The organism is Candidatus Hoaglandella endobia, assembly GCF_900044015.1.
In the GTDB taxonomy this organism is placed as follows: Bacteria; Pseudomonadota; Gammaproteobacteria; order Enterobacterales; family Enterobacteriaceae; genus Hoaglandella; species Hoaglandella endobia.
In genome coordinates, this window is record NZ_LN999835.1 from 65,635 (window position 1) to 91,784 (window position 26,150).

Sequence of the window (26,150 nt, forward strand, 5' to 3'; positions counted from 1 at the left end):
TAATAATAAAATAATAATAATGATGCATTGTTTATTTGATCCCTTTATCAATTACGGTTTTATGCGTCGGGCGCTGGTAGCCTGTTTCGCTTTATCCCTGAGCACAACGCCGTTGGGTAGTTTTCTTTTGTTGCGCCGAATGAGCCTGGTAGGCGATGCCTTGTCCCATGCCATTTTACCTGGCGTCGCCATAGGCTATTTGCTATTCGGCATGTCTCTCATCGCTATGGGAGTGGGAGGATTCATCGCTGGCCTGGTAGTAACGGTGCTTGCCGGCTGGGTGAGCACCATGACACAGTTAAAAGATGATGCCAGTTTTGCTGGCTTTTATCTCGGATCTCTGGCGCTAGGAGTAACGCTAGTATCGCTGCGAGGATCTAGCGTCGATTTACTGCATCTGCTATTTGGATCTATTTTGGCGGTGGATAAAGATGCGATGCATTTTATCGGTATAATCGCCAGCATCACCTTGCTTATCCTAGCTTTGTTGTACCGTGCGCTAGTCATCGAAGCATTTGATGCGGTATTTTTACGGGTGAACCAAGCCAGGTTTCCACGTCTGATCCAAGCTCTGTTTCTAGTGTTGGTGGTGTTAAACTTGGTAGCTGGCTTTCAAATTCTTGGCACACTGATGTCAGTAGGGCTGATGATGTTACCGGCGGTGGCCGCGCGCTGCTGGACAACCAGCCTGTCGTGGATGCTGGTATTAGCGACCACTATTGGTATGTTTTGTTCTTGGTGCGGTCTTCTATGGTCATTTTACACCTCGCTGCCGGCCGGGCCTATCATTGTGTTATCTACCAGTATGGTGTTTTTACTATCTGTATTATTGGGGCAGCGTGACGGTATAGCGCTGCTGCTTCGGCGTAATTTACGCAAGAAGATATGAAAAAACGTATTACTCTGTCTTGCTGCATGGCTATTACTCTGATCCTTAGTAGCCAGGTTGCGGTAGCAAAAATTGTAAATGCGGTAGCTAGTTTTTCAGTACTGGCTGACATTGTCAGCCAAGTTGGTGGCGAACATGTCAAGGTCACGGCTCTGGTAGGGGATAACAGTGATCCTCATGCCTTCGAGCCGGCGCCCAAAGACAGCCAGGCACTGGTGAAAGCGGATGTAGTGTTTGTTAGCGGCTTAGGGTTTGATGGCTGGATCGATCGCCTGGTGACTGCCTCCGGCTACAACAAGGGTAAGCTGATTACAGCATCTGCTGGAGTGAATATACAAAAAATAGATAAGAATGGTCAAACTATTACCGATCCTCACGCCTGGAACAGCATGCATAACGGCGTTATATACGCGCGCAATGTTATGAATGCACTAATTACGGCCAACTGTCAGGACGCAGGTTATTTCCGGCAACGTGGCGAAGCCTATATCCAACTTCTTGAAAAGCTTGACAGTTGGGCGAAAAAGCAATTTGCCGATATTCCCCAGGAGAAACGCAAAGTGCTGACCAGTCATGAAGCTTTTGGCTACTTCGGCGCTGAATATGGCGTCCATTTTCTTGCGCCGGTTGGGTTTTCTACCGAAACCGAGTCCAGTGCTAGCAACGTAGCGCAGCTGATCGATCAGCTTAAGTATGAACAGGTAAAAACTTACTTCATTGAAAACCAGACTGACCAGCGTTTAGTCAAACAGATAGCTAGTGCCAGCAGCTCTCAGCTCGGCGGCGAGCTTTATCCTGAAGGTCTGTCCAACATAAACGGGCCTGCCTCGACCTATGTAGAAGCATTTTGCTACAATGTAACTATAGTTGTTGATAGCCTTAAATAAGGCTTCATTATTAACGGGCTACTACCTCTGCACAGAGTATCTAGTCTCTGCTCCGGCTAGCGGTAGCAGCTACGGTTAAATTAAAATTGTTTGAGCTGATCTTTGTGCTTGTTCAATTGCCGCATCAATTTATAGATCAGCAAATCAATTCAATGGCGGAGTACATATTATCCGACTCTGCCGTTGCATGCAGCTCACTACCGTTAAGATGTACTGTCGCTTCAGCAATAGCAATTTTTTTTAATTTTTTACCTTTTTGTTACCTTCAGAACAATATCAACCTGATTGATGCGGTCGAATAACTGTTCTAGTTTAGAGAATTTTGTAGTGATACCTTTCCTTAAAGCGTCGGAAAGATCAACCTGTTGTCCAGTAATGTTCAGCTGCATAGCTTCTTCCTGTTCTGTAGATATCAAACTAATTGAGTTAACTGGTATGGATTGAACTAGTTAGGATGGATCAATACTTTCGGTAAAAAGATGGGGGTGCTGAAGAACCAAAGCGGCAATAGCGTCAATTCCAACTGTTCAGATTCATAGGCGGAACTCTTCTCCCAGGTAAACCTGTTTCACCTGTTCGTCAAGTAGGATATCAGCCGGGGAGCCATGGGAGATGATATGACCTTTACTTACAATATAAGCTCGTTCGCACACGTTGAGCGTTTCACGCACGTTATGATCGGTGATAAGCACGCCAAGGCCGTTGTCGCGCAGATGTTCGATAATGTTTTTGATGTCGATGACCGAAATAGGGTCGACGCCGGCAAAAGGTTCATCAAGCAGAATAAATTTCGGGTTAGCAGCCAGAGCACGCGCGATTTCCACCCGGCGCCGTTCGCCGCCGGATAGTGACTGACCCAGGTGGTTGTGCAAGTGGTTGATATGGAACTCTTCCATAAGCTCATGAGCTCGATCGTTGCGTTGCTCGCTATTAAGATCCTGACGGATTTGCAAAACTGCCATCAGATTATCAAATACGCTTAGGCGCCGGAAAATTGAGGCCTCTTGTGGCAAGTAGCCGATACCACAGCGGGCACGGGTATGCAGCGGTAGAATACTGATATCGTCATCGTCAATCATAATGCGGCCTGCGTCGCAGGCGATGATGCCCAAGACCATATAGAATGTGGTGGTCTTGCCCGCACCATTAGGTCCTAGTAATCCCACAATCTCGCCAGAACTCACTTTCAGGCTGACGTCTTCCACTACGGTGCGCCCTTTATAGGCTTTAAAGACGTTTTCTACACTTAATGTAGCCATATATTTTACTCAATTATTATTTGGTCAGCGTTTGTTGAAACTTTTATCTTGCAGTTGCGCTGGTACCAGCACGGTAGTGACCCGTTTGCCCTTATTACTGAACGCTTCCATCTGCTGTTGTTTTATCAGATAGGTAATATAATCACCCTTAACATTGTTATCGAGCTGTTCCAGATAGGCATTGCCTGTTAGAATCACAAGATCTTTAGCGGTTTCATAACGCATTTTCAGTGAATAGCCTCGCACCGGCTTGCCGTCGTCCTGCAGTTGATAAAAGGTTACCGGATTGCCATAACCTTCTACCACTTCTTTTCTGTTAGTTCGAGTGATGATGACCTTATCAGCGTGAATGTCAATTGAGCCGCGCTTGATCACCACATCTCCGGTCATAGTCACGGTATTAGTGACCATATTTACTGACTGCTGCGCTGAATAAATATGGATCGGCTGCTTATTATCACTAGACAAGGCCAGCACTGGTGCGCTTGCCAGTATCAGTATTAAACTGCCAGCCAACAGCCGGCTAGGGCGTATCGTTTTGAATTTCATAAAAAGTCTCAACCTGTTCAATTAACTCAGCAGTTTTGCTGCGTAGATTGCTACGCAGCTTCATACCAGTAGAGTTACAGCTGGTACCATATAATGTTACCTTCTCATTAGAGAAGACGTCCTGCGTGATTAGGTTAACTACCGCTTGATCTGTTTTTATATATTTCAACTGCGAGGCATCGGTCAAACTATCGACCTGAACATGGCCAGATAGATAAAGTATCTTGTCTTCGATAATTTTGGCTTTGTCAGCCTTCACCTGCCAGGTCGGCATGTTATTCTCATCGAAGGTGGTGGCTACCGGGCGTATAAACCAGGTGAGCTGTTGCTTAGCAAAATGGTTAACGTGATCAGCAACTAACTTGTAATGGATCCCTCCTGATGAATTATAGACCACCGTAGTAGTAAATTCGCTCTGATAGGTTGGTTCCCCGAGATTAACTGTTGGTTGCGCCGAATAATTATCGGTATCCGCTACATTCCATCTTATAAGCATTGTTATAAGTCTTAATAAGACAAATCCCAGCAGCACTGTTATCCAACGTGTTGTCTTGCTCATACAGACTGCCCTTTGGCATCTTCTAGTTCTAGCTTTTTCTGTGCGAGCAACAGAAGATCGCAAACTTCCCTAACCGCGCCTTGACCCCCGGCGATGTTCGTAACGTAATCGGCCCTGGGGAGTAATAGCGGATGCGAATTGATTACCGCCACGCTTAAACCGACCAACCCCATCACCGGCGCATCTATGAGATCATCACCTATGTAGGCCACCTGTTGTGCCGTTAATGTCAGTTTACTTAACAACGCTTGAAAGGCCAAAGTCTTATCCGATTGTCTCTGGTAAAGATGCTTAATGCCCAGTATCGCGCAACGTTCCTCCAGTAATTTGGCGCAACGGCCAGTAATGATAGCAACTTCAATACCAGCTGTCAGTAGGCAGCGAATGCCGTAGCCGTCGCGTACATTGAACGCTTTTAGCTCTTCACCGTGATTGCCCATATAAATAAGGCCGTCGGACATAACCCCATCTACATCGCAAATTAGCAAACGGATGCGGCTCGCTCGGTCAAGCACTCGCTGGGTTAACGATCCGTAACACCATTCCAAGGTGGAAGTTTCTTGCATGGCAGGTATCCTAGTTAAATTAAACCGGCGTGCAGCATATCATGCATGTGCACCACGCCTATCAGATGGTCGCCTTGCGCAACGAGCAGCACGGTAATATTTCTCGCCTGCATCACATTCAGCGCCTCCACCGCTAGTGTGTCGGGCGGTATTCGTATCCCGCTAGTGGTCATGGTCATAACGTCGGCGATGCGCGCCTGATTCAAATCAATGCCCATGTCGACAACCCGCCTCAGATCAACGTCCGTGAAGATTCCAGCAATGATGTTCGGTCGATCACAAATCACCGTCATCCCCAGATTTTTGCGTATGATCTCGATGATCGCGTCGCGTAACGATGCTGTGCGGGAGATCAAAGGAATATTGTCACCGCTGTGCATGATATCGCTAACTCGTAGCAGTAATTTGCGTCCCAATGCTCCTCCAGGATGCGAAAGGGCGAAATCATCAGTGGTAAATCCCCGAGCTTTCAAAAGCGCTACCGCCAGTGCATCGCCCATCACCAATGCTGCAGTACTGCTAGTGGTAGGGGCTAGTCCCAGAGGACAGGCTTCTTCCGACACACGCACACAGATATGAATATCCGCAGCTTTTCCCATAGTGCTGTCTGGTTTGCCGGTCATGCAGATGAGGGGAATGCGCAGGTGTTTAAGCACGGGAATTAACGCCAATATTTCGTGGGATTCTCCCGAATTGGACATCGCGATAACGATATCCTGTAGCGAGACCATCCCTAAATCGCCGTGGTTGGCTTCGCTAGGGTGGACGAAAAACGCGGGGGTACCAGTGCTGGCGAAGGTGGCGGCCAGTTTTCGGCCAATATGACCGGATTTACCCATTCCCATCACCACTACTTTGCCGTTGCAGTTGAACAGCATTTCGCAAGCTCGGCGAAAATCGCTGTTGATATATTGATCGAGCTGCGCCAGACCTGCTTGTTCGATGGCGAGGACCTGTTTGCCGGCAGTTATAAAATCAAAAGCCAGCGATAATTTATTTTGCGACATAAAACTTATCCTGTTGGCAAAGCTCGATGCGAATCATACTCGCGCCAGTATGAGCCAATAATTGTAAGCGAAGGCGGTGGGATTAAACGGGCCGATAGAGAACAACAGTACAGGAACATCGAGCACAATCACACGATAAATAATAGAATTAATAACCTTTACTAAGACAATATTATTAAGGCAAGATTATTTTTGCTCTTAAGCGCTCTAGCTATAAGCGCACACTGTGCGGCAAGAAGCAGATTGCTTAGGCAGAAATTGTGCACAATTAAGCTAGCATTATCAATAATCACCTTTACTGAAGATGGGCATGAGACTAAATAATAAGGGCTAGTAGATCAGTATGTCGCCAAAGCATGCTGAATCCTCAGATTCAGCAAAAAACACCTGTTTTATTGACGCCTTATTAAAATATGTCGTCGGCCGAGAAAATTTCGATAATATGGCCAGCTTGCTTTACTATCATCCATACTATCATCCATCACTCACGGCTGTAGGTGCGGTAAAATAAAAAGGGCAGTTAACTATGAACCAGAGCGATAACCTGGTTGACATTTTTGAATTAAGCTTTCGTCGCGGCGATAGAGTTATATTCGATAATATCAGCATGCAATTTTCTCGCGGCAAAGTTACCGCGATTATGGGCCCTTCAGGCATCGGTAAAACGACCCTGCTACGCCTTATCGGGGGACAATTGCTGCCGGACAGCGGGGAAATTTGGGTCGATGGGGACAATATACCCAAACTTTCACGCCGACGTTTGTACGACGTACGTAAGAAAATCAGCATGTTGTTCCAATCAGGCGCATTATTTACCGATCTTGACGTGTTCGAGAATGTAGCGTTTCCTTTGCGATGCCATACCCATTTACCGGAACCTGTTTTGTGCAGCACGGTACTGATGAAGCTTGAGGCGGTAGGGCTGCGCGGCGCGGCTTCGCTAATGCCTGCAGAGCTTTCCGGCGGTATGGCGCGGCGCGCGGCGCTGGCGCGTGCCATTGCACTGGATCCGCAGTTGATTATGTTTGACGAACCTTTTGTGGGCCAGGATCCTATAACCATGGGAGTCTTAATGAAGCTTATCGACGAATTGAATCATGCCCTAGGAGTGACTTGTATTGTGGTGTCGCACGACGTGCCAGAAGTATTAAGCATCGCCGATTACGCTTATATCGTCGCCGAACAGCACGTAATGGCGCAAGGCACGCCGGCTAGCCTGCGCGAAAATAACGATGCGCAGGTGCGGCAATTTCTTGACGGTATTGCCGATGGCCCTGTGCCTTTTAACTTGCCCGCCAAAGATTATCAAACCCAACTTTTGGGTGCAGGGAGTTAACTTTAGTCATGGTATTAGAAATTATTTCGTCCTTCGGACGTCAGGGTATCCGTCTTTGTCATAGTTTCGGCCGGGCCGGTATCATGCTATCCAACGCGTTGGTGGGTAAACTGGCGCTGAATGAACAAGGATCGCTGCTAGTAAAACAGCTCTACGGCGTCGGGGTGTTGTCTCTAGTAATCATTATTGTTTCCGGTCTATTTATCGGTATGGTACTGGGGCTGCAAGGATACATTATTTTGACTACCTACAGCGCTGAGTCTAGTTTGGGCATGTTGGTGTCACTATCGTTGCTGCGTGAGCTGGGACCGGTGATCACCGCCCTATTGTTCGCTGGTAGAGCCGGTTCGGCGATTACCGCAGAACTGGGTTTAATGAAAGCCACCGAACAGCTTTCTAGCCTGGAGATGATGGCTGTTGACCCGCTACGCCGGCTGGTAGCGCCCCGTTTTTGGGCAGGCGTCATTAGTCTGCCCCTACTGACGGCGATTTTTGTAGCCGTAGGAATTTGGGGCGGCGCCGTGGTCGGTGTAGATTGGAAAGGTATTGATAGTGGCTTCTTCTGGTCAGCGATGCAAGTAGCCGTAGATTGGCGGCAGGATTTGATAAACTGTGTCATCAAGAGTGTTGTTTTCGCCATTACTGTGACCTGGATTGCATTGTTTAATGGTTACGATGCGATTCCAACCTCAGAGGGCATCAGCTGCGCTACGACGCGCACGGTTGTCCACGCCTCGCTGGCAATTTTAGGATTAGATTTTGTGCTGACTGCACTTATGTTTGGGAACTGAGTTGATGCAAATCAAAAAAAGTGAAATCAGTGAAATCTGGGTCGGCGCTTTTATGATTATCTCCTTATGCGCCATATTGTTTCTTTGTTTGAAAGTCACGGACCTCCGTTCCATGAACGGTGTCGCAACCTACCGGATCAGCGCCTCTTTCGATAATACCGGCGGGCTAAAAATTAACTCACCAGTTAAAGTTGGCGGCGTAGTGATTGGACGGGTAGCGAAGATTACTCTTGATCCACAAACCTACATGCCAAAAGTCATCATGGATATTGAACAAATTTATAACCACATACCAGATACGAGTTCCCTTGCCATCCGTACTTCAGGATTATTGGGAGAACAGTACCTGGCGCTGAATATCGGCTTTGAAGATCCGGCAATGGGCACGTCTATCCTTAAAGAAGGTGGGGTGATCCAGGATACCAAGTCGGCGATGGTGCTGGAGGATTTAATTGGCCAGCTCTTATATAAAAATAGTAAAGAAGAATAGTAACCGGAGCGAGCTAGGGGGGGCGATGATACTTTTTCCTTCATGTAGCCAACTCATTGCTTGTCTACCTTTCGTCATTTTGTGAACTATCTGCCGCCGTTGAGCATTGGTGCAGCCTTACATAGGAGTAGAAATGCATGTTAAAACATTTACTAATGGTAGTGCTGTTAACGCTGGCACCGCTAACGCAAGCTGATAATGAAATCAACCCTTACCATTTGATGCATGATACGGCGAGCAAAACCTTCACCCGTCTAAAAAATGAGCAAATTAAAATCTATCAGGATCCTAACTATCTGCGTACCATTGTGCGTGAAGAACTGCTTCCCTATGTCCAGGTAAAATACGCCGGTGCATTGGTACTTGGGCGCTATTACCGTGAGGCCACCTCGGTGCAGCGAGACGCTTACTTTAAAGCATTTCAAGCCTATCTTGAGCAAGCTTACGGCCAAGCTTTAGCTCTTTACACTAATCAGACCTATCAAATAGCACCAGAAAAGCCGCTGGGCGATGCCACGATTATCGCTATCAGAGTAAACATTATTGATCAAGGCGGTCGGCCGCCAATGCGCCTTGACTTTCAATGGCGTAAAAACAGTATTTCAGGTAATTGGCAGGCTTACGACATGATAGCTGAGGGAGTCAGCATGATCACCACTAAGCAAAACGAGTGGGCGTCAACGCTACGTACTAAAGGCATCGATGGGCTAACGGCACAACTGCAGGCTGCTGCAGTTCAGCCGATTACTTTAGATAAACAGCGCAATGGCTGACAAACTAAGCTGGCAAACGCAAGAGCAAACGCTCATTCTGCAGGGCGAACTTGATCGAGATACGCTGCTATCGCTGTGGCCACAGCGGCAGCAGCTGCTTACAGGTATTAACTTTCTAGATGTATCTGGTCTGCAGCGGGTCGATTCTGCCGGAGTAGCTCTTATGCTGCATTTTTATCACCATCAGCGTCAGTCAGGCTGTTCGCTGATACTAACCGGAGTAACCGACAGACTAAGCACGCTTATAGCCTTATATAAACTACAGGATATCCTACCCAGGGTGACGACTGCTGGTGCCATAGGCCATCCGAGCTAGGCAGTGTTCGGGGATGAAGATTGCTTCCTCTAGTACTCAGCGCTATATCTATTTCAGCAACTGGCCGGCAGATCCGTAAGATAAAGAAGACCGAAGCACGATTAATTTCATTTCCTGTCCTGGTTTCGTGCCTGTAAGATAGTGAGCTACTTGACTACCTAACAAGGTATACCTTATGGAAATAAGTACAATTAAAGAGGTGCTGATTAAAGCACTGGCGCTGGACGAAGCCCACGTAAGCGGCGACGATAACCATGTTCAGGTGATTGCGATCAGCGCAAAGTTCGCCGGCATGAGCCGAATACAAAGACAACAGCTTATTTATTCGCCATTAATAGAATACATTTCGGATAACCGCATTCACGCTTTATCCATCAAAGCCTACACCCCTGATGAGTGGTTGTGCGATCGCAAGCAAAACGGTTTTTAAATGTTTATCCTGACTGGTGGCCAATGAATGTATTCTATTAACATACACAGAGAACAGTTGTAATGGATAAATTTCGTGTTTATGGTCCCATCCAGTTAAGCGGCGATGTCATTATTTCGGGCGCGAAGAATGCGGCGCTGCCAATTTTATTCGCATCGCTGTTGGCGGAACAAACGGTAGAAATTCAGAATGTTCCCAAATTGAAAGATATCGACACCAGCATGAAATTGCTGAGACAGTTCGGTGCTAAAGTAGAGCGTAATGGATCAGTTCATGTGGATGCTAGCGACGTAAATGTCTATCGTGCACCCTATGAGCTGGTAAAGACCATGCGCGCATCCATCTGGGTACTGGGGCCGCTAGTAGCGCGTTTCGGTCAGGGGCAGGTCTCGCTGCCGGGCGGGTGCGCCATCGGGGCGCGTCCGGTTGATTTACACATCAGCGGTCTGGAAAAGTTGGGAGCCACCATTAAGCTAGAAGAGGGCTATATTAAGGCCTCGGTAGAAGGACGTTTGCGCGGTGCGCATATCATCATGGATAAAGTCAGCGTTGGTGCTACTGTCACCATCATGAGCGCTGCTACGCTAGCAACATGCACCACCATTATTGAAAACGCTGCCCGCGAACCGGAAATTGTAGATACTGCCAACTTTCTCATCATGTTGGGCGCAAAAATCATCGGCGCCGGCACTGATACAATCACCGTCCAAGGGGTTGAACGCCTCGGCGGAGGCGTTTACCGCATTCTGCCTGACCGTATCGAAACTGGTACTTTTTTAGTTGCAGCAGTAATTTCTCGCGGCTGGGTGCGCTGCCATGCCACGCGGCCCGATACACTAGATGCCGTGTTGGCCAAGTTGCGTGAAGCGGGCGCCGATATTGAAACCGGCAAAGATTGGATCAGCTTGGATATGCACGGTCAGCGTCCCAAAGCGGTAACAGTGTGCACCGCCCCCTATCCTGGGTTTCCCACCGATATGCAGGCGCAGTTCAGTCTGCTGAATCTGGTGGCAGATGGGACCGGGTTGATTACCGAAACAATTTTTGAAAACCGTTTTATGCACGTTCCCGAGCTCATTCGCATGGGGGCACGCGCCGAGATTGCAAGCAACACCGTTATCTGCCACGGCGTCGAGACCCTGTCAGGTACTCAGGTAATGGCGACTGATTTACGCGCTTCAGCCAGCCTAGTGCTAGCCGGCTGCATCGCTGAGGGCATAACAGTGGTGGACCGTATCTATCATATCGATCGTGGGTATGATTGCATCGAAAAAAAATTGCAGCGAATGGGCGCTAATATCGAACGCATTAGCGGCACATAAACGCTGTCTGAGCTACGTAGTAGCGTGAGGCTAACGCAATATTATATAAATACTGGCGTCGCCGCGCACGATATTAAGCGCTATAACAGCCGGTTTGGCTTCTAGCACTTTGCGTAATTGGGCCAGACTTTGTACCCGTTCGCGGTTCAGGCCGATTATTACGTCTCCTTTTTGCAGACCGATCGCGGCGGCAGGCGAGTCTTTTACTACCTCCTCCACCTGGACTCCTTTAGTGCCGTCCTTCAAGTGGCAGTTACTGAGTGAGGCTCCCTGCATGGCTGGGAGTAGAATTTCGTCACTGCTAGTAGCCAAGGCACTATCATCCAGAACTACCGATACCGTCTGAGGTTTGCCATTACGCAGAAGACCGAGCTTGACGGTTTTGCCAGGGGCTGTGGTGCCGACCTTGACCCTTAGTTCGGCGAAGCTATGAATCGATTTGCCTCCAACCGAGACGATGGTATCGCCAGCCTTAATACCCGCTTTGGCGGCGGCGGAGTTCTGTAGCACTTCGCTGACGAAAGCGCCGCGTTGGGTATTTATATTGAATGCCTTGGCGATGTCGGCAGTCAATTCAGTGCCTTTAATGCCCAACTGGCCGCGTTTCACCTCGCCGAATTCGATCAATTGCTGGCTTAGATTTTTGACAATATTGCTGGGGATGGCAAAGCCGATACCAATATTGCCGCCCCCTGGAGCCAAAATGGCGGTATTGATACCGATAAGCTCGCCGTTAAGATTAACCAGCGCACCGCCGGAGTTGCCGCGGTTAATGGAAGCGTCGGTTTGAATGAAATTTTCCAGCCCTTCAAGGTTTAGGCCACTGCGCCCTAAGGCAGAGATAATGCCGGAGGTCGCGGTCTGGCCAAGACCGAAAGGATTGCCCACCGCGACTGCAAAATCACCAACTTTAAGAACATCAGAATCGGCCATGTTTATTTCACTGAGGTTTTTTGGGGAAGGCAATTGTAGCAGTGCTAAATCAGTCTGCTCGTCATGACCTACTAATTTAGTATCGAACTCTCGTCCGTCGTTGAGCTGTACTTTAATTTTGTCCGCACCATTAACCACATGATTATTGGTAATTACATAGCCTTTGGCGGCATTGATTATCACCCCAGAGCCTAGGCCTTCAAATTGGCGTGTTCCGCTGTTGTCGCTTGGGATATCAGGACCGAAGAAATACCTGAACTCCTTGGGCAACGTTGGGCGCCGTACTAGCTGATATCCTTCGACATGGACACTTACGACAGCCGGCAGCACCTTAGCAAGCATCGGCGCCAGGCTAGGTATGGCCTGCTGACCAGCCACGACTTCGGTAGGAAGTGCCGCCTGGGAGGCGGCTAAGGTAACTAAACTTAATCCAAGACTAAGAGTCAATGCGCTGATTAAAGATGTTATTTTCATTGTAACGTTAACTCGTTTATTTGCTTAAATGGATATCCTAGCTTTTTCTCAGTTTGTACTGAAGCGTTTGTTGCTGACGCAGGTTACGGTTGCCGAAACTTATAGCTACCGCACAGGAATCATACCTACTAATTCGATAAGCGCATATTCGATAAGCGCATATTTCCATGTCATAATGACTCCTATTGTTAGTTTTTTGTACTGTAAATAATTTTATTACATAGTTAGCTTCACTATAACCGGTAACGTACTATCAGTGTAACTGGCGAGCGCTATAACGAGGGCTGGAACGCTATATTTGTAGTGTAGTCCACGCCGTTGTTGTAGGATGAGTAGCGGCACTATTTTATGTCATTTGATTTCATTCAGATTATTGGCTTATAATGTAGGCTTGCTAATATTAACAAATTAGAGTAATAGATTTATTTTCTGCATAATCTCCAGAAGAGATAAAGCTAAACTTAAATTTATACTTTTCAGCTTTATGCTGCGAGTGCATGACTAGCTACAGATGATACCATCTAGAGATGATAACTGAGGCTTTAAGGCTGACACCGATGTTTAAGGGGGCCTTTAGCCATGATGGAATGCAAAAAATAGAATGCAAAAACGTTCGATATTTAACTTTTACTTCTCTATTGGCTTATCTTACGTTAGATTGATTTGTTTCAACACTTCGATCGTACTAGCTATAGCTCTTTAACCAAGATAGGTTTACGTTTACACACATAAGCTAAAATTTATGTAAGCTTTATCAATAGTTATTAAATCGTTTGGTTGTTATACCAACGTATAATTGCAGACTGGGTACGTTTTTAATGAAAACTTTTACAGCAAAGCCAAAAGCCCTCAAACATGACTGGTATGTTGTCGACGCTGAGGGAAAAATCCTTGGCCGTCTTGCTACTCAACTGGCTTACCGTTTGCGCGGTAAACATAAAGCAGAATATACGCCACATGTAGATACCGGTGATTACCTTATCGTTCTGAACGCTGAGAAGGTAGCCGTTACCAGTAACAAGCGTAACGACAAAATGTACTATCACTATACCGGCTACGTTGGTGGTATAAAACAAGTTACCTTTAAAGAAATGCTGAACCGTCGTCCTGAGCGTGTTCTTGAAATCGCAGTTAAAGGCATGCTACCAAAAGGTCCCCTGGGTCGTGCTATGTTTCGTAAATTAAAAGTTTATGCCGGTACTGATCACAATCACGCGGCACAGCAACCACAAATTCTAGATATTTAATCAGGGATTATAGGTAATGTCTAAAAATCAATATTACGGTACTGGTCGCCGTAAACACTCCTCGGCTCGCGTGTTCTTAAAGATGGGCAGCGGGAACATAGTTATCAACCAGCGTAGTCTTAATCAGTACTTTGGTCGCGAAACTGCCCGCATGGTCGTGCGCCAGCCGCTGGAACTGGTCGATATGGTTGGCAAACTAGATTTTTACATCACTGTGAAAGGTGGTGGAATCTCCGGTCAGGCAGGCGCCATTCGTCACGGTATTACCCGTGCGCTGATAGCATATGACGAAACTATGCGTACTGATCTGCGCACAGCGGGGTTCGTTACCCGCGATGCGCGCCAGGTTGAACGTAAAAAAGTTGGTTTGCGTAAAGCACGCCGTAGTACGCAGTTCTCTAAACGTTAATTATGTTCGCAAAACAAACCCGGATTACTCCGGGTTTGTTATTATTGCACTCAAATGTTTATGTACTTTTGACTGGCTTGTTTTTTTATTCATCTGCCAGACTTGTGTTGCTGGTTACTACTTCCGGTTCCAACCGGTGGGCGTGGCGATGGGTTCAACGGCAGACAAATCAAAAAATGGTTAGGGTTATTGGCGGTATTTCATAATGAATTCGGAGGTGTTCATGGCTGTCGCTACCAACAAACGTTCGGTGATGACGCTTTTTTCCGGAACAACCGATATTTTCAGCCATCAAGTCCGCATCGTATTGGCGGAAAAAGGGGTCAGTGTCGAAATTGAGCAGATTGCATTAGATAAGCTGCCGCAGGACTTGATTGATCTCAATCCATACCATACTACTGTACCGACGCTGGTCGATCGTGAACTGACGCTTTACGAAGCCCGCATTATTATGGAATACTTGGACGAAAGGTTTCCTCACCCGCCGTTGATGCCCGTCTATCCTGTAGCGCGCGGCACCAGCCGCCTTATGATGCACCGTATCGAAAACGATTGGTATAAGCTGATGCGTACCATAGAGCATAGCAGCGGTAGCGAAACAGATAATGCCCGTCGCCAACTGCGCGATGAGTTACTGGCGATAGCGCCGGTATTCAACGAAGCGCCCTTCTTTATGAGCGAAGAATTCAGTTTGGTAGATTGTTACCTAGCGCCGCTTTTGTGGCGACTACCAAAGTTGGGCATTGATCTGGCCGGAGTAGGCGCCAAAGAGCTAAAAGGTTATACTAAGCGTGTATTTGAACGCAACGCCTTCTTGGCTTCATTGACTGAAGCAGAGCGTGAAATGCGTCTGCAGACCCTGGAGTAAAGTTAATCATGAAGATAACTCAACTATTACCATGCCGGCCGTATTTGCTGCGCGCTTTTTACGAATGGTTGCTTGATAATCAGCTTACGCCACATCTCTTGGTTGATATCACTGTAGATAGAGTAATGGTGCCGATAGAGTTTGCTCGCAACGGGCAGATTGTACTGAATGTTGCTCCGCACGCGGTAGCTAATTTGGCGCTGGACAATGATGAAGTGCGGTTTCATGCTAGCTTTGGAGGCATACCGAGACAAGTTATTGTGCCTATACCAGCTTTACTAGCAATTTATGCTAGTGAGAACGGTGCCGGCATGATGTTTGAGCCAGAATCAGCCTCTGAACAACAAGCACTGTCGGTTATTAGTAGTAGCGACCGATCAGCCGATACACAAGCTGAAGCTTATGAAGAAGATGAGCAGCAGCTGACGCCGCCGCGCGCCAGCCAGCCTTTGCTACGGCTGGTGAAGTAGCTCTGACAAGCGGACGCGTATTATTTACGCGTCCCCGCCAACAGTCGGGGGTTATTGACATTATTATCGTAGCGGCGTTCTCCTCTACCAGAGGTAGAGCAGTCACGATAACTGTCAAAGCTACGGCGGCCACCGTTACGGCGTTCTCCACCGCGTGACTGTGCTTTACCGACAAATTGCATATTGATCGGCTTGTTCAGAATACGTGTGCGTGTGAAGTGAGACAACAGTTCACTGGGCATCCCTTTGGGCAGCTCGATGGTAGAATGGGACGCAAATAACTTAACATTACCGATACAACGACTGCTGATATCCCCTTCGTTAGCGATCGCACCAACGATATGACGCACTTCCACGCCGTCATTACGGCCGACTTCAATACGGTAGAGATCCATCTCTCTCACATCACGACGTTGGGCACGCTCACCGCCGTTCTGAAAGTCATCACGCTCGTGGAACTCGCCACGCCGCGGCCGGCGTTCGATAACGGGATCCGGCAACAGGATGAGCGGACGCTCGGCTGAGGCCAGCTTTAACAACGCCGCTGCTAGCGTTTCCATATCTAGTAGCTCATCCACCACTAGCTGCAGTTTAGTTAGTAGCGCACGGTACACCTCCAGGTCACTGCTCTCCAGTTGATTTTGGACTCTAGCAACAAATTTAGCCAGACGACGGGCGCCCAGCACTTTGTTTGTCGGCAGTTTAACTTCGGGAATGGTAAGTTTCATGATGCTTTCGATATTGCGCAGCAAACGGCGTTCGCGGTTTTCTACGAACAGTAGTGCCCGTCCGGCACGACCGGCGCGGCCAGTACGGCCGATACGGTGCACATAGGATTCGGCATCCAGCGGGATATCGTAGTTAATCACTAGACTAATTCGCTCAACGTCTAGACCTCTAGCGGCTACATCGGTGGCTATTAGTATATCCAGGCGGCCATCCTTCAGGCGATCAAGAGTCTGCTCGCGCAGCGCCTGATTCATATCGCCGTTAAGCGCGGCGCTATTGTAGCCACTGCGCTCAAGCACTTCAGCAACTTCCAGCGTCGTATTCTTGGTGCGTACGAAGATAATGGCGGCGTCAAAGTCTTCAGTTTCTAGGAAACGAATCAGCGCTTCATTCTTACGCATGCCGTATACCGCCCAGTAACTCTGGCTAATATCGGGACGAGTGGTCACGTTAGACTGTATGCGTACTTCTTGCGGCTCATTCATAAATCTGTGAGTAATGCGGCGAATCGCTTCCGGCATTGTGGCAGAGAATAATGCAGTCTGATGCTTGGCTGGCACCTGCGCCAAAATGTTTTCCACATCTTCGATAAAACCCATGCGTAGCATCTCATCCGCTTCGTCCAGTACCAGCCCGCTCAAGTTAGACAGATTCAGCGTGCCGCGTTTTAAGTGGTCTAGCAGACGGCCAGGAGTGCCGACCACCACCTGCGGTCCTTGACGCAAGGCACGCAGTTGCACGTCGTAACGTTGACCGCCGTACAGTGAAATTATATTGATGCCTTTCATATACTTAGCGAAATAGTCAAATGCTTCGCTAACCTGTACTGCCAGTTCTCGGGTAGGCACTAGCACTAGTACCTGTGGAACCAATAGCTCAGGCTTAATATTGTTCAACAGCGGCAGGGAGAAGGCCGCTGTTTTGCCGCTGCCGGTCTGTGCCATACCCATTACGTCATGCCCAGCTAGCAGCGGCGGAATACAGGCGACTTGTATGGGAGACGGTTTTTCATAACCGAGATCGATCAGTGCGTTCAGAAGCGGATTTTTCAGCCCAAGATTGGCAAAAGAGGTTTCTAATTTAGACATGTACACGTGCCTCATTATTATGATTTCTTGACGGCCAGTCTACCTCATCTTGAAAACTGTTCTTTATTTTCATCAAAAGTGTGAACTGGCTTAAATTAAATTTAAAACGCAAAAATCTGCCCTCACTCGCGCAGGTGAAAAAATTTTATGATGTTGACTCATGTTTTACTTTCAACAGCTATTGCTGATTACAGCTATTGCTGATTAAGGTTTTCTTGCCCTTAAAGGGCTTTTTGCCCTCTCCTAGAGAAGGAGAGAGCGATAGAAGCTCAAGGCTATCATATAAGCGCCATCTATCCTGACTAGGAGCTCGCTTCCTTAATGCTCAGGCGAATGCGCCCTTGACGGTCAACTTCCAAAACTTTAACCGGTACTTTTTGTCCAAGTTCTAGATAATCGGCTACTTTTTCCACATGCTTATCGACAATTTGAGAAATATGTACTAACCCTTCTTTACCCCCGCTGATAGCAATAAAGGCTCCGAAATCAACGATGCGGATCACTTTTCCATTATAAACGCGTCCTACTTCCAGTTTAGCTGTGATCTCTTCGATACGACGAATAGCATGAGAAGCTTTCTCACTATCAGTGGCTGACACTTTTACTGTGCCGTCGTCTTCAATTTCAATAGTCGTACCGGTTTCTTCGGTTAACGTGCGAATCACCGAGCCGCCTTTACCAATCAAGTCTTTAATTTTATCTGCATTAATTTTGATCGTGTAAATACGCGGAGCGAATGGGGAAATATCGCTGCGCGGCATGCTGATTGCTCGATTCATCACTTCTAGTATATGCATACGCGCCTCCTTTGCCTGATAAAGCGCTACCTGCATGATTTCTCTGGTAATGCCTTCAATTTTAATATCCATCTGCAGTGCTGTGATACCTTCGCGGCTTCCTGCGACTTTGAAATCCATATCGCCCAGATGATCTTCATCACCTAGAATATCGGATAGTACCACAAAGCTATCACCTTCTTTTATTAGCCCCATGGCGATACCGGCTACGGCCGCCTTAATTGGAACCCCAGCATCCATTAGCGCCAGCGAAGCACCGCAAACTGAAGCCATAGAAGAAGAACCGTTAGATTCGGTAATTTCCGATACTACCCGCACGGTATAAGGGCATTCAACGATATTTGGCATAACTGCTGACAACCCGCGTTTAGCTAGACGGCCATGGCCAACTTCCCGCCGCTTCGGTGAACCCACTATACCAATTTCACCTACACAATATGGCGGGAAGTTATAGTGTAGCAGAAAACGGGCAGTACGTTCACCCGTCAGCTCATCAAGATTCTGTGCATCGCGCTCAGTGCCGAGGGTGGCTGTAACCAGCGCCTGGGTTTCGCCGCGGGTGAACAGCGCCGACCCATGGGTGCGCGGTAGTATGCCAGTGCGTATATCCAGTTCGCGAATCATATCTTTTTCACGGCCATCAATACGCGGCTCGCCACGCAGCACGCGGCTGCGTACAACTTGTTTCTCCAAGTTGCCCAGGGTGGCTTGAATTTTCTCTTCATGAATGGAATCGTCTTGACTAATTAATTGCTCTACTATATCAGCTTTGATAGCATCAACCATAAGATAACGCTTTTGCTTCTCAGTAATGCGGTAGGCATCCCCCAAACGGCTTTCCGCTAATTCAGCGACCAATTTATGCAATGAGGCGTTGGCTTCCTGTGGCTTCAATTGCCATTTTGGCTGGCCGGCTTCGTCAACAAATTGCCTAATGTTCTCGATTACCACTTGTTGCTGTTCGTGGCCATACATCACTGCGTCCAGCATCTGATTTTCGTTCAGTAGTTGTGCTTCCGACTCCACCATCAGTACCGCGTTAGCGGTACCAGCAACTACCAGATCTAGCCGGCTAGAAGCTAGCTCAGTCTGAGTAGGGTTTAATACATATTGGTCGTTGATATAGCCTACACGTGCGGCGCCGATGGGTCCACTGAATGGAATACCTGACAGGCTTAGCGCAGAAGATGCGCCGATCATCGCTACAATATCTGGGCTGACTTGCGAATTAATCGATACCACCATCGCGATAACCTGTACTTCATTCAAAAAACCTTCTGGGAACAGCGGACGAATCGGCCGGTCGATCAAGCGTGAAATAAGCATTTCACCTTCGCTTGGACGACCTTCTCGTCGAAAGAACCCACCTGGAAAACGACCGGCGGCGTAGGTACGTTCCTGATAGTTGACAGTTAGTGGAAAGAAACTCTGGCCCGGTTTTTCTTTTTTAGCGCCAACTACGGTAACAAATACTGCGGTGTCGTCCATGCTTACCATGACTGCGGCCGTCGCCTGACGGGCCATCATACCGGTTTCAAGCGTTACGGTATGCTGACCGTATTGAAACTTGCGAACAATTGGATTTAGCAAAATCATTTCCTTTTTAAAGTGATTCCTTCTAAAACATATCGCCCACTATTGACTAAAGACTTTCTTTAATAGAAGAGAATCTACTGAGATAGCACTTACCAACTAAGGACATATCCCCCGCAGCCAGCGCTACCTAGAAGATAGAAGAAAGAAACAACATAATATAAGATAATAAGACCCACCTATCTCCTACTATCTAGCTTAGCGACGCAGATGAAGACGTTCGATAAGGCTGGTATAACGCACTATATTTTTACCTTTCAGGTAGTCGAGCAGCTTACGACGCTGTGAAACCATGTGCAACAGACCACGGCGGCTATGGTAATCTTTTTTATTTTCCGCAAAATGGCCCTGCAAATGACTAATCTGAGCGGTTAAAAGAGCAACTTGAACTTCAGTGGAACCGCTGTCTTTGGCATCATAGCCGAAATCAGAAATAATCTTTGCTTTCGCCTCAACACTTAGAGACATTATAACACCCCAAAATGATTGTAAAATAGATGGTCGCTGATCTCTAACTGCAGCAACCAGCTTCATAAGCTAAACTATTTTACGCTCATTCTAAGCCTAGCGCAAGGTCTATACCTATGCCTAATAGTTCTTATGGCTTCGCTATCAGGCGCAGCGGCGTTAAAAATCCAGGTATAGTAATTTCACCGATGCCCAAAAAGTGACGGAACTGACCTTCTGTCAAACGCACCAATCCTGCTTCTAATGGCGTTGTAATTGCTACCTTTTGTCCAAGCTGTACTCGCGCAGCGATGTCTGGCGGAAGATGTACTGCTGGCATGTCCGCCACCGCGCTATCTATTGATAACAACAGCGCATCTAGCTGCACCTGAGTTTCAGGCATATTAGTATCGATAGCCAAAAGCGCGTCTAAAGTGATCATGCGTGCGGTAGAATAGCGTGCCACTGTCAGCCGACGTAGCACTTGGACGTGTGCACCGCAGCCTAGTCGCTCCCCTAAATCGTCGATAATAGTGCGAATATAGGTGCCTTTGGAACAATGTATCTCCAATACTAACTGGGTCAGGTTCCAGTGCAGCAGCTGCAGACTGTAGATCTCGATAGGTCTCGCCTCTCGTGCTATCTCAATACCTTGTCGCGCATATTCATAAAGTGGTCTGCCTTGATATTTAAGCGCAGAAAACATCGATGGCACCTGAAAGAATGCCCCGCGAAAAGCTTCCAGTGACATTACCAGCCGTGCCTTATCTAGGACAACTGGACGGACGCTAACTATCTTGCCCTCTGCGTCAGACGTATCAGTACGTTCGCCAAGTCGCGTGGTCACACGATAGCGTTTATCTGCATCCAGCAAATACTGAGAAAATTTAGTCGCCTCGCCGAGACAAATAGGAAGCATCCCAGTTGCTAGTGGATCCAGTGTACCAGTATAGCCTGCTTTCTTTGCACGAAAGAGCCATTTAATTGTCTTCAGCAAATAGTTGGAGGACAGTCCAATAGGTTTATCCAGCAACAGAATACCGTCAATATCGCGACCACGGTGGCTAGGACGGCTCATCAGCGCTCTTTATCCTTGGGGTGTTTTGCTATCTGGCTGATTAGATTAGACATACGCATGCCTTCTACTAAGGAATTATCGTAGGCAAAGGTTAATTCGGGCATTACCCGTAGATACATAGCTCTACCGAGTAGACTACGGATGAATCCCGCAGCTTCTTGAAGCGTGCGTATGCCGTGGTTCACTTGTTCAGGGGTTTTGGCGTTCAAAAATGTAACGAACACTTTAGCATAGACCAAATCGCGCGATACATCGACGCCGGAAACCGTGGCCATGCTAACGCGTGGATCTTTGATCTCGCGTTGCAAGATAACAGCTATTTTTTTCTGCATCTCCTGGGCGACCCGCTGGGTGCGACTATATTCTTTTACCATTTTCAATACTCCAGACAGGCAGGGAGGCGAAACAACCCTTCCTGAGAGGTAACTTCTGATAATATGTTATCAGGCAATAGTGCGTTGGATCTCGACAGATTCAAAGACTTCAATAATATCGCCTATATGTACGTCATTGTAATTATTCATGCAGATACCGCATTCCATACTGTTACGCACTTCATTTACATCATCTTTAAAGCGGCGAAGCGACTCCAGTTCACCTTCATAAACCACTACGTTTTCATGCAGTAAGCGGATCTTATTATGGCGTTTAATAACACCTTCAGTTACCATACATCCAGCGATAGTGCCTAACTTAGGCGAACGGAACAGATTGCGTACTTCCGCCAGACCGATGATTTTCTGCTTGTACTCCGGGACAAGCATGCCGCTCATCGCCTGTTTAACTTCATCTATCAAATCATAGATTATCGAGTAGTAACGTAGATCTAGATTTTCTGCTTCGATGACACGGCGAGCGGAAGCGTCAGCGCGAACGTTAAAACCCATCAAGATAGCGTTGGAAGCTGCTGCTAGGGTCGCATCGGTTTCTGTGATACCGCCCACGCCTGAGCCTACTATCTTTACTTTGACTTCATTAGTAGACAGAGTATCCAACGCATTTTTAATAGCCTCGGCGGAACCCTGCACATCAGATTTTAGCACGATGTTCAATTCAGATACTTCTCCTGCAGTCATATTGGCGAACATATTTTCCAGTTTTAATTTATGCTGGCGTGCCAGTTTAACTTCGCGGAACTTTCCCTGGCGATAAAGCGCCACTTCACGGGCTTTCTTCTCGTCACGTACTACTGTTGCTTCGTCGCCAGCGGCAGGTAACCCAGATAAGCCCAGAATCTCTACCGGAATCGACGGGCCGGCTGAGGCCACATCACAACCAACTTCGTTGCGCATGGCGCGCACATGGCCATATTCCAACCCGCACAAAACAATATCGCCTAGGTTGAGAGTGCCTTCGCGTATCAACAAGGTAGCGACCGGACCGCGTCCTTTGTCCAGAAAAGATTCTATGACTACGCCACTGGCCATACTGTTGCTGATAGCTTTCAGCTCAAGCATTTCTGCCTGTAGTAAAATAGCGTCTAGTAGATTATCAATGCCGGAGCCAGATTTGGCTGAGACATGTACGAACTGGCTTTCACCACCCCATTCTTCTGGAATGATGCCGTACTGGGTTAGCTCATTTTTAACCCGATCTATATCGGCTTCCGGCTTATCAATTTTGTTGACCGCTACCACTACCGGCACTTTCGCCGCTTTGGCGTGCTGAATAGCTTCAATCGTTTGTGGCATCACTCCGTCATCTGCGGCTACAACCAGCACCACGATATCAGTAGCTTGCACACCGCGGGCGCGCATAGCAGTAAAAGCCGCATGCCCAGGGGTATCGAGAAATGTTATCATGCCGTTGTCGGTTTCTACATGATAGGCACCGATATGCTGGGTAATGCGGCCCGCTTCGCCGGCCGCCACTTTGGTGGAACGAATATAGTCCAACAGCGAAGTTTTACCATGGTCGACATGCCCCATGATGGTTACTACCGGAGCTCGCGGCTCAGAGGCGGCGGTTATACCGCCGGTATCGCGGTCAGACATTACCAACTCTTCTAACTCGTTTTCACGGCGCAAAATTACTTTGTGGTGCATCTCTTCCGCCACCAGTTGCGCTGTTTCCTGATCGATTACCTGATTAATTGTTACCATAGCACCGAGCTTCATCATTGCTTTGATGACCTGCGCACCTTTTACCGCCATCTTATTAGCCAGCTCAGCTACGGTAATGGTTTCACCAATAATTACATCACGGTTAATTGCCTGCGTCGGCTTGTTAAAGCCCTGCGTTAAGGTGCTAGGTTTACGCTTGCTCTTACCGCCGCGGCCTACGGCGCGTGCTTCTTCGCGATCGGCCTTAGATTCTGATAGGCGGCTGTTTTTTTTCTGTTTTATGGCTTTACCGCCACGGGTCCGGTTGCTACGATCGACTTCTACCTTACGATCGTTTTCGTCTTCAGCTTCACGGGCATGAAGGGAGGTCGTGATATGATAATCGGTGGTATCTTCTTCTGCTAGATCAGGCGTATTATCCCAGTTAATACCACAATTTTCGGCCATATGTCTCGCTTCTTCCGCAACTTGGCGGGCTTTTTCTTCTACCTTACGATACGTTTCCTCTTCCGCCTTAAGTCTTAGCTCGGCCGTTTTGGCTTTACGGCGAGCTTTTTCAGCCGCTTGTGGTGACTTAGTTATCTTATTGATCTGCTGCTGGTTAGTCAAAGAATCTATTTTTGCTACTGTACGTTGTTTCGCTTGTTTAATAGCATCAAGCTTAGTCTTGTCTTCAGCAGCCAGTTCTACTTTTTTTTCGGTCTCAATCTGCCCTTTTTCGTCTGCTACGTGTTGTAAAGATAGCTCTTCCGCTTCTATTTCGGCTTTTTCTTGCACCTTTAGATCTTTTTGTACGTAAGTCCGTTTTTTACGCACTTCGATTTGTACCGATTTACTTTTACCGCTGGTGCTGGAAATATTTAAGGTACAGCGTGTTTTTCTCTGTAAAGTTAGTTGACTTGGTGCTGTGCCCAGATTACGTTTTAGGTGTGCTAGTAAGGTTTCTTTTTCCTGCTGAGTTACATAATCCACTGCTGTCTTATCAAGACCAGCATCAGCAAATTGCTGTACTAGGCGATCGACCGGAGTCTGTATTTCTGTGGCGAGCGATTTTACAGTTACATCTGTCATGCTGTTTTTCCTACTACATTATTCATACTAAAATTTATTACACGTTGTATTACACGTTGTCGCTAAACCAACAAATATTGCGTGCGGCCATAATCAGCTCCCCAGCCTTTTTACTACTGAGCCCTTCAATATCTGACAGTTCATCGATACCCTGTTCGGCCAGCGCTTCTAGCGTACAAACACCATGCTTCGCCAGCTTAAATGCCATTTCGCGTTCAAGCTCAGGCAGACCTAGCAATTCTTCAGCTGGCGTGCCCCCGTGGCGACTCTCTTCCTGTGCCAGAGCAAGGGTGGTAATCGCATTCTTTGCCCGTTCACGTAGTGCTTCTACAGTCTTCTCATCCAGCCCGTCAATTTCCAGCAGCTCATTGATAGGCACGTAAGCTAGCTCCTCAAGAGAGGAGAAACCTTCTTCCATCAAGACCGTGGCCAAATCTTTATCGATATCTAGGTTTTTAGTAAAGATATCGATAACCGCATAGGCTTCGACTTGATTTTTTGCCTGTAGATCCTCTAATGTCATAACATTTAGCTCCCAGCCGCTAAGCTGGGAAGCCAACCGGACGTTTTGTCCATTGCGGCCGATAGCCTGAGCAAGATTACCAGCTTCAACCGCGATATCCATGGTGTGCTTATCTTCGTCCACTACGATGGAAGCAACATCAGCAGGCACCATGGCGTTGATTACAAACTGGGCTGGATTATCGTCCCACAGCACGATATCAATACGTTCCCCGCCTAATTCGCTAGACACAGCCTGCACTCGGGCACCGCGCATACCGACGCAGGCACCGACTGGATCGATACGTTTATCGTTGGTTTTTACAGCAATTTTTGCCCGTGAACCAGGATCACGAGCAACTGCCTTGATTTCAATGATTTCTTCGCCGATTTCCGGCACTTCAATACGGAACAGCTCAACCAGCATTTCAGGACGAGAACGGCTGATAAATAGTTGCGCACCGCGTACTTCTGGACGCACAGCATATAAAACGCCACGGATTCGGTCGCCAGGACGAAAATTTTCACGCGGGAGCATGTCCTCACGGCCAATCACCGTTTCGGCATTATTGCCCAGATCAAGGCTGATGCTATCTCGGTTAACTTTTTTTACAACACCAGTCAAGATTTCGCCTTCGTGACTACGGAATTGATCGACTATAATCTCTCGCTCGGCTTCACGGACTTTTTGTATGATGACCTGTTTGGCGGTCTGAGTGGTGATACGGTCGAAAACCACTGAGTCGATTTTATCTTCGATATAGTTGCCAAGTTCGGCCGATGGATCGTCAAACTGCGCCGCTTCTAGAGTGATTTCACGGGTAGGCTGCGTAACAGTTTCCACGATAAGCCAACGTCGAAAGGTCTCGAAATCTCCTGATTTGCGATCGATGCTAACGCGTACTTCGATTTCCTGTGCATATTTTTTCTTGGTTGCCGTAGCTAGTGCTGTCTCTAACGCTTCAAAAATTTTTTTTCGCGGTACTTCTTTTTCGTTGGAAACTGCCTCAACAACAGCCAGAACTTCTTTATTCATCCTAGTTTTCCTCAGGAAAACGTTAAAATTGGGGTACCAGGTTTGCTTTCTAGATATTGTTTAAAGCTAACACTAACCACTTCAGCTTTTACTTCCCAAAACATAAAAAAAGGGCTAATAAGCCCAGTAGTACTTTACTGAAACAGTAAACATCCCAACTTTGTAGATTGAA

At 47.5% G+C, this 26,150-nt stretch carries 27 protein-coding genes and 1 pseudogene; 14 read left to right on the top strand and 14 right to left on the bottom strand.

The window, feature by feature from the left end:
• The first annotated feature begins 13 nt into the window (after positions 1-13).
• Together A4A70_RS00315 and A4A70_RS00320 are read left to right on the top strand one after the other, a co-directional pair.
• Entirely contained in the window at positions 14-889 is an 876-nt protein-coding gene (locus tag A4A70_RS00315) for a metal ABC transporter permease (protein WP_173644524.1), read from the top strand.
• The gene (locus tag A4A70_RS00320; RefSeq protein ID WP_067567374.1) at positions 886-1,776 is read left to right on the top strand and encodes a metal ABC transporter solute-binding protein, Zn/Mn family; all 891 of its coding nucleotides are present in this window, start codon (positions 886-888) and stop codon (positions 1,774-1,776) included. Before A4A70_RS00315 ends, A4A70_RS00320 begins: the two co-directional genes overlap by 4 nt.
• An 80-nt stretch (positions 1,777-1,856) precedes the next feature.
• Here the strand turns inward: A4A70_RS00320 and hpf are convergent.
• The 6 genes and pseudogenes from hpf to kdsD form a co-directional block, all read right to left on the bottom strand.
• Positions 1,857-2,165: pseudogene (gene hpf / locus A4A70_RS00325) on the bottom strand (ribosome hibernation promoting factor).
• Positions 2,166-2,309: 144 nt separating this feature from the next.
• Complete coding sequence (gene lptB, locus A4A70_RS00330; protein WP_067567377.1) at positions 2,310-3,035, bottom strand: LPS export ABC transporter ATP-binding protein; 726 nt, start codon at positions 3,033-3,035, stop codon at positions 2,310-2,312.
• Between the two features lie 24 nt (positions 3,036-3,059).
• Positions 3,060-3,584, bottom strand: a complete 525-nt coding sequence (lptA, locus tag A4A70_RS00335; RefSeq protein WP_067567380.1) for a lipopolysaccharide ABC transporter substrate-binding protein LptA — start codon at positions 3,582-3,584, stop codon at positions 3,060-3,062.
• The gene (gene lptC, locus A4A70_RS00340) at positions 3,559-4,143 is read right to left on the bottom strand and encodes an LPS export ABC transporter periplasmic protein LptC (protein ID WP_067567383.1); all 585 of its coding nucleotides are present in this window, start codon (positions 4,141-4,143) and stop codon (positions 3,559-3,561) included. The genes lptA and lptC overlap by 26 nt, the downstream gene beginning before the upstream one ends.
• Entirely contained in the window at positions 4,140-4,709 is a 570-nt protein-coding gene (kdsC, locus tag A4A70_RS00345) for a 3-deoxy-manno-octulosonate-8-phosphatase KdsC (protein ID WP_067567386.1), read from the bottom strand. Before kdsC ends, lptC begins: the two co-directional genes overlap by 4 nt.
• Before the next feature lie 14 nt (positions 4,710-4,723).
• A complete protein-coding gene (gene kdsD, locus A4A70_RS00350; protein ID WP_067567389.1) occupies positions 4,724-5,716 on the bottom strand; it encodes an arabinose-5-phosphate isomerase KdsD in 993 nt (330 codons plus the stop codon).
• A gap of 343 nt (positions 5,717-6,059) precedes the next feature.
• On the opposite strand from kdsD, the gene A4A70_RS02910 reads away from it, so the two are divergent.
• The 8 genes from A4A70_RS02910 to murA all read left to right on the top strand — a co-directional run bounded on the left by A4A70_RS02910 (position 6,060) and on the right by murA (position 11,174).
• Positions 6,060-6,227, top strand: a complete 168-nt coding sequence (locus A4A70_RS02910) for a hypothetical protein (RefSeq protein WP_158648188.1) — start codon at positions 6,060-6,062, stop codon at positions 6,225-6,227.
• Between the two features lie 15 nt (positions 6,228-6,242).
• Entirely contained in the window at positions 6,243-7,052 is an 810-nt protein-coding gene (mlaF, locus tag A4A70_RS00355; protein WP_067567393.1) for a phospholipid ABC transporter ATP-binding protein MlaF, read from the top strand.
• A gap of 8 nt (positions 7,053-7,060) precedes the next feature.
• The gene (gene mlaE, locus A4A70_RS00360; protein WP_067567396.1) at positions 7,061-7,843 is read left to right on the top strand and encodes a lipid asymmetry maintenance ABC transporter permease subunit MlaE; all 783 of its coding nucleotides are present in this window, start codon (positions 7,061-7,063) and stop codon (positions 7,841-7,843) included.
• Positions 7,844-7,847: 4 nt separating this feature from the next.
• Positions 7,848-8,333: an outer membrane lipid asymmetry maintenance protein MlaD gene (mlaD, locus tag A4A70_RS00365; protein WP_067567398.1), complete on the top strand. Its 486-nt coding sequence runs from the start codon at positions 7,848-7,850 to the stop codon at positions 8,331-8,333.
• Positions 8,334-8,470: 137 nt separating this feature from the next.
• Positions 8,471-9,106: a phospholipid-binding protein MlaC gene (gene mlaC / locus A4A70_RS00370; RefSeq protein WP_067567401.1), complete on the top strand. Its 636-nt coding sequence runs from the start codon at positions 8,471-8,473 to the stop codon at positions 9,104-9,106.
• Positions 9,099-9,422 (top strand): lipid asymmetry maintenance protein MlaB, encoded by a 324-nt coding sequence (gene mlaB, locus A4A70_RS00375; RefSeq protein WP_067567404.1) that lies wholly within the window; start codon positions 9,099-9,101, stop codon positions 9,420-9,422. Before mlaC ends, mlaB begins: the two co-directional genes overlap by 8 nt.
• A gap of 175 nt (positions 9,423-9,597) precedes the next feature.
• Positions 9,598-9,852 (top strand): BolA family protein, encoded by a 255-nt coding sequence (locus A4A70_RS00380; RefSeq protein WP_067567407.1) that lies wholly within the window; start codon positions 9,598-9,600, stop codon positions 9,850-9,852.
• 62 nt (positions 9,853-9,914) lie between these two features.
• The gene (murA, locus tag A4A70_RS00385; protein WP_067567410.1) at positions 9,915-11,174 is read left to right on the top strand and encodes a UDP-N-acetylglucosamine 1-carboxyvinyltransferase; all 1,260 of its coding nucleotides are present in this window, start codon (positions 9,915-9,917) and stop codon (positions 11,172-11,174) included.
• Positions 11,175-11,204: 30 nt separating this feature from the next.
• On the opposite strand, the gene degQ is transcribed toward murA, so the two are convergent.
• Positions 11,205-12,581 carry a serine endoprotease DegQ gene (gene degQ, locus A4A70_RS00390; RefSeq protein ID WP_067567413.1) on the bottom strand — a complete coding sequence of 459 codons (1,377 nt, stop codon included), beginning with the start codon at positions 12,579-12,581 and terminating at the stop codon, positions 11,205-11,207.
• 818 nt (positions 12,582-13,399) lie between these two features.
• Here degQ and rplM point away from each other — a divergent pair.
• The 4 genes from rplM to sspB all read left to right on the top strand — a co-directional run bounded on the left by rplM (position 13,400) and on the right by sspB (position 15,575).
• Entirely contained in the window at positions 13,400-13,828 is a 429-nt protein-coding gene (rplM, locus tag A4A70_RS00395) for a 50S ribosomal protein L13 (protein ID WP_067567416.1), read from the top strand.
• A gap of 16 nt (positions 13,829-13,844) precedes the next feature.
• Entirely contained in the window at positions 13,845-14,237 is a 393-nt protein-coding gene (gene rpsI, locus A4A70_RS00400) for a 30S ribosomal protein S9 (RefSeq protein WP_067567419.1), read from the top strand.
• 223 nt (positions 14,238-14,460) lie between these two features.
• Positions 14,461-15,105 (top strand): stringent starvation protein SspA, encoded by a 645-nt coding sequence (gene sspA / locus A4A70_RS00405; RefSeq protein ID WP_067568237.1) that lies wholly within the window; start codon positions 14,461-14,463, stop codon positions 15,103-15,105.
• Between the two features lie 8 nt (positions 15,106-15,113).
• Positions 15,114-15,575, top strand: a complete 462-nt coding sequence (gene sspB / locus A4A70_RS00410) for a ClpXP protease specificity-enhancing factor (RefSeq protein WP_067567421.1) — start codon at positions 15,114-15,116, stop codon at positions 15,573-15,575.
• Between the two features lie 20 nt (positions 15,576-15,595).
• On the opposite strand, the gene A4A70_RS00415 is transcribed toward sspB, so the two are convergent.
• From A4A70_RS00415 to nusA, 7 genes are all read right to left on the bottom strand, one after another.
• Positions 15,596-17,392: a DEAD/DEAH family ATP-dependent RNA helicase gene (locus A4A70_RS00415; RefSeq protein WP_067567424.1), complete on the bottom strand. Its 1,797-nt coding sequence runs from the start codon at positions 17,390-17,392 to the stop codon at positions 15,596-15,598.
• Positions 17,393-17,694: 302 nt separating this feature from the next.
• Positions 17,695-19,779, bottom strand: a complete 2,085-nt coding sequence (gene pnp / locus A4A70_RS00420; RefSeq protein ID WP_067568239.1) for a polyribonucleotide nucleotidyltransferase — start codon at positions 19,777-19,779, stop codon at positions 17,695-17,697.
• 201 nt (positions 19,780-19,980) lie between these two features.
• Positions 19,981-20,250, bottom strand: coding sequence for a 30S ribosomal protein S15 (rpsO, locus tag A4A70_RS00425; RefSeq protein ID WP_067568241.1), 270 nt, complete (start codon positions 20,248-20,250; stop codon positions 19,981-19,983).
• Positions 20,251-20,380: 130 nt separating this feature from the next.
• Positions 20,381-21,307 (bottom strand): tRNA pseudouridine(55) synthase TruB, encoded by a 927-nt coding sequence (gene truB, locus A4A70_RS00430; RefSeq protein WP_067567427.1) that lies wholly within the window; start codon positions 21,305-21,307, stop codon positions 20,381-20,383.
• Positions 21,307-21,681 (bottom strand): 30S ribosome-binding factor RbfA, encoded by a 375-nt coding sequence (gene rbfA / locus A4A70_RS00435; protein ID WP_067567429.1) that lies wholly within the window; start codon positions 21,679-21,681, stop codon positions 21,307-21,309. The genes truB and rbfA overlap by 1 nt, the downstream gene beginning before the upstream one ends.
• 69 nt (positions 21,682-21,750) lie before the next feature.
• Positions 21,751-24,441, bottom strand: a complete 2,691-nt coding sequence (gene infB, locus A4A70_RS00440) for a translation initiation factor IF-2 (RefSeq protein ID WP_067567432.1) — start codon at positions 24,439-24,441, stop codon at positions 21,751-21,753.
• A 49-nt stretch (positions 24,442-24,490) separates the two neighbouring features.
• The gene (gene nusA, locus A4A70_RS00445; protein WP_067567435.1) at positions 24,491-25,978 is read right to left on the bottom strand and encodes a transcription termination factor NusA; all 1,488 of its coding nucleotides are present in this window, start codon (positions 25,976-25,978) and stop codon (positions 24,491-24,493) included.
• Between the last annotated feature and the right edge of the window lie 172 nt (positions 25,979-26,150).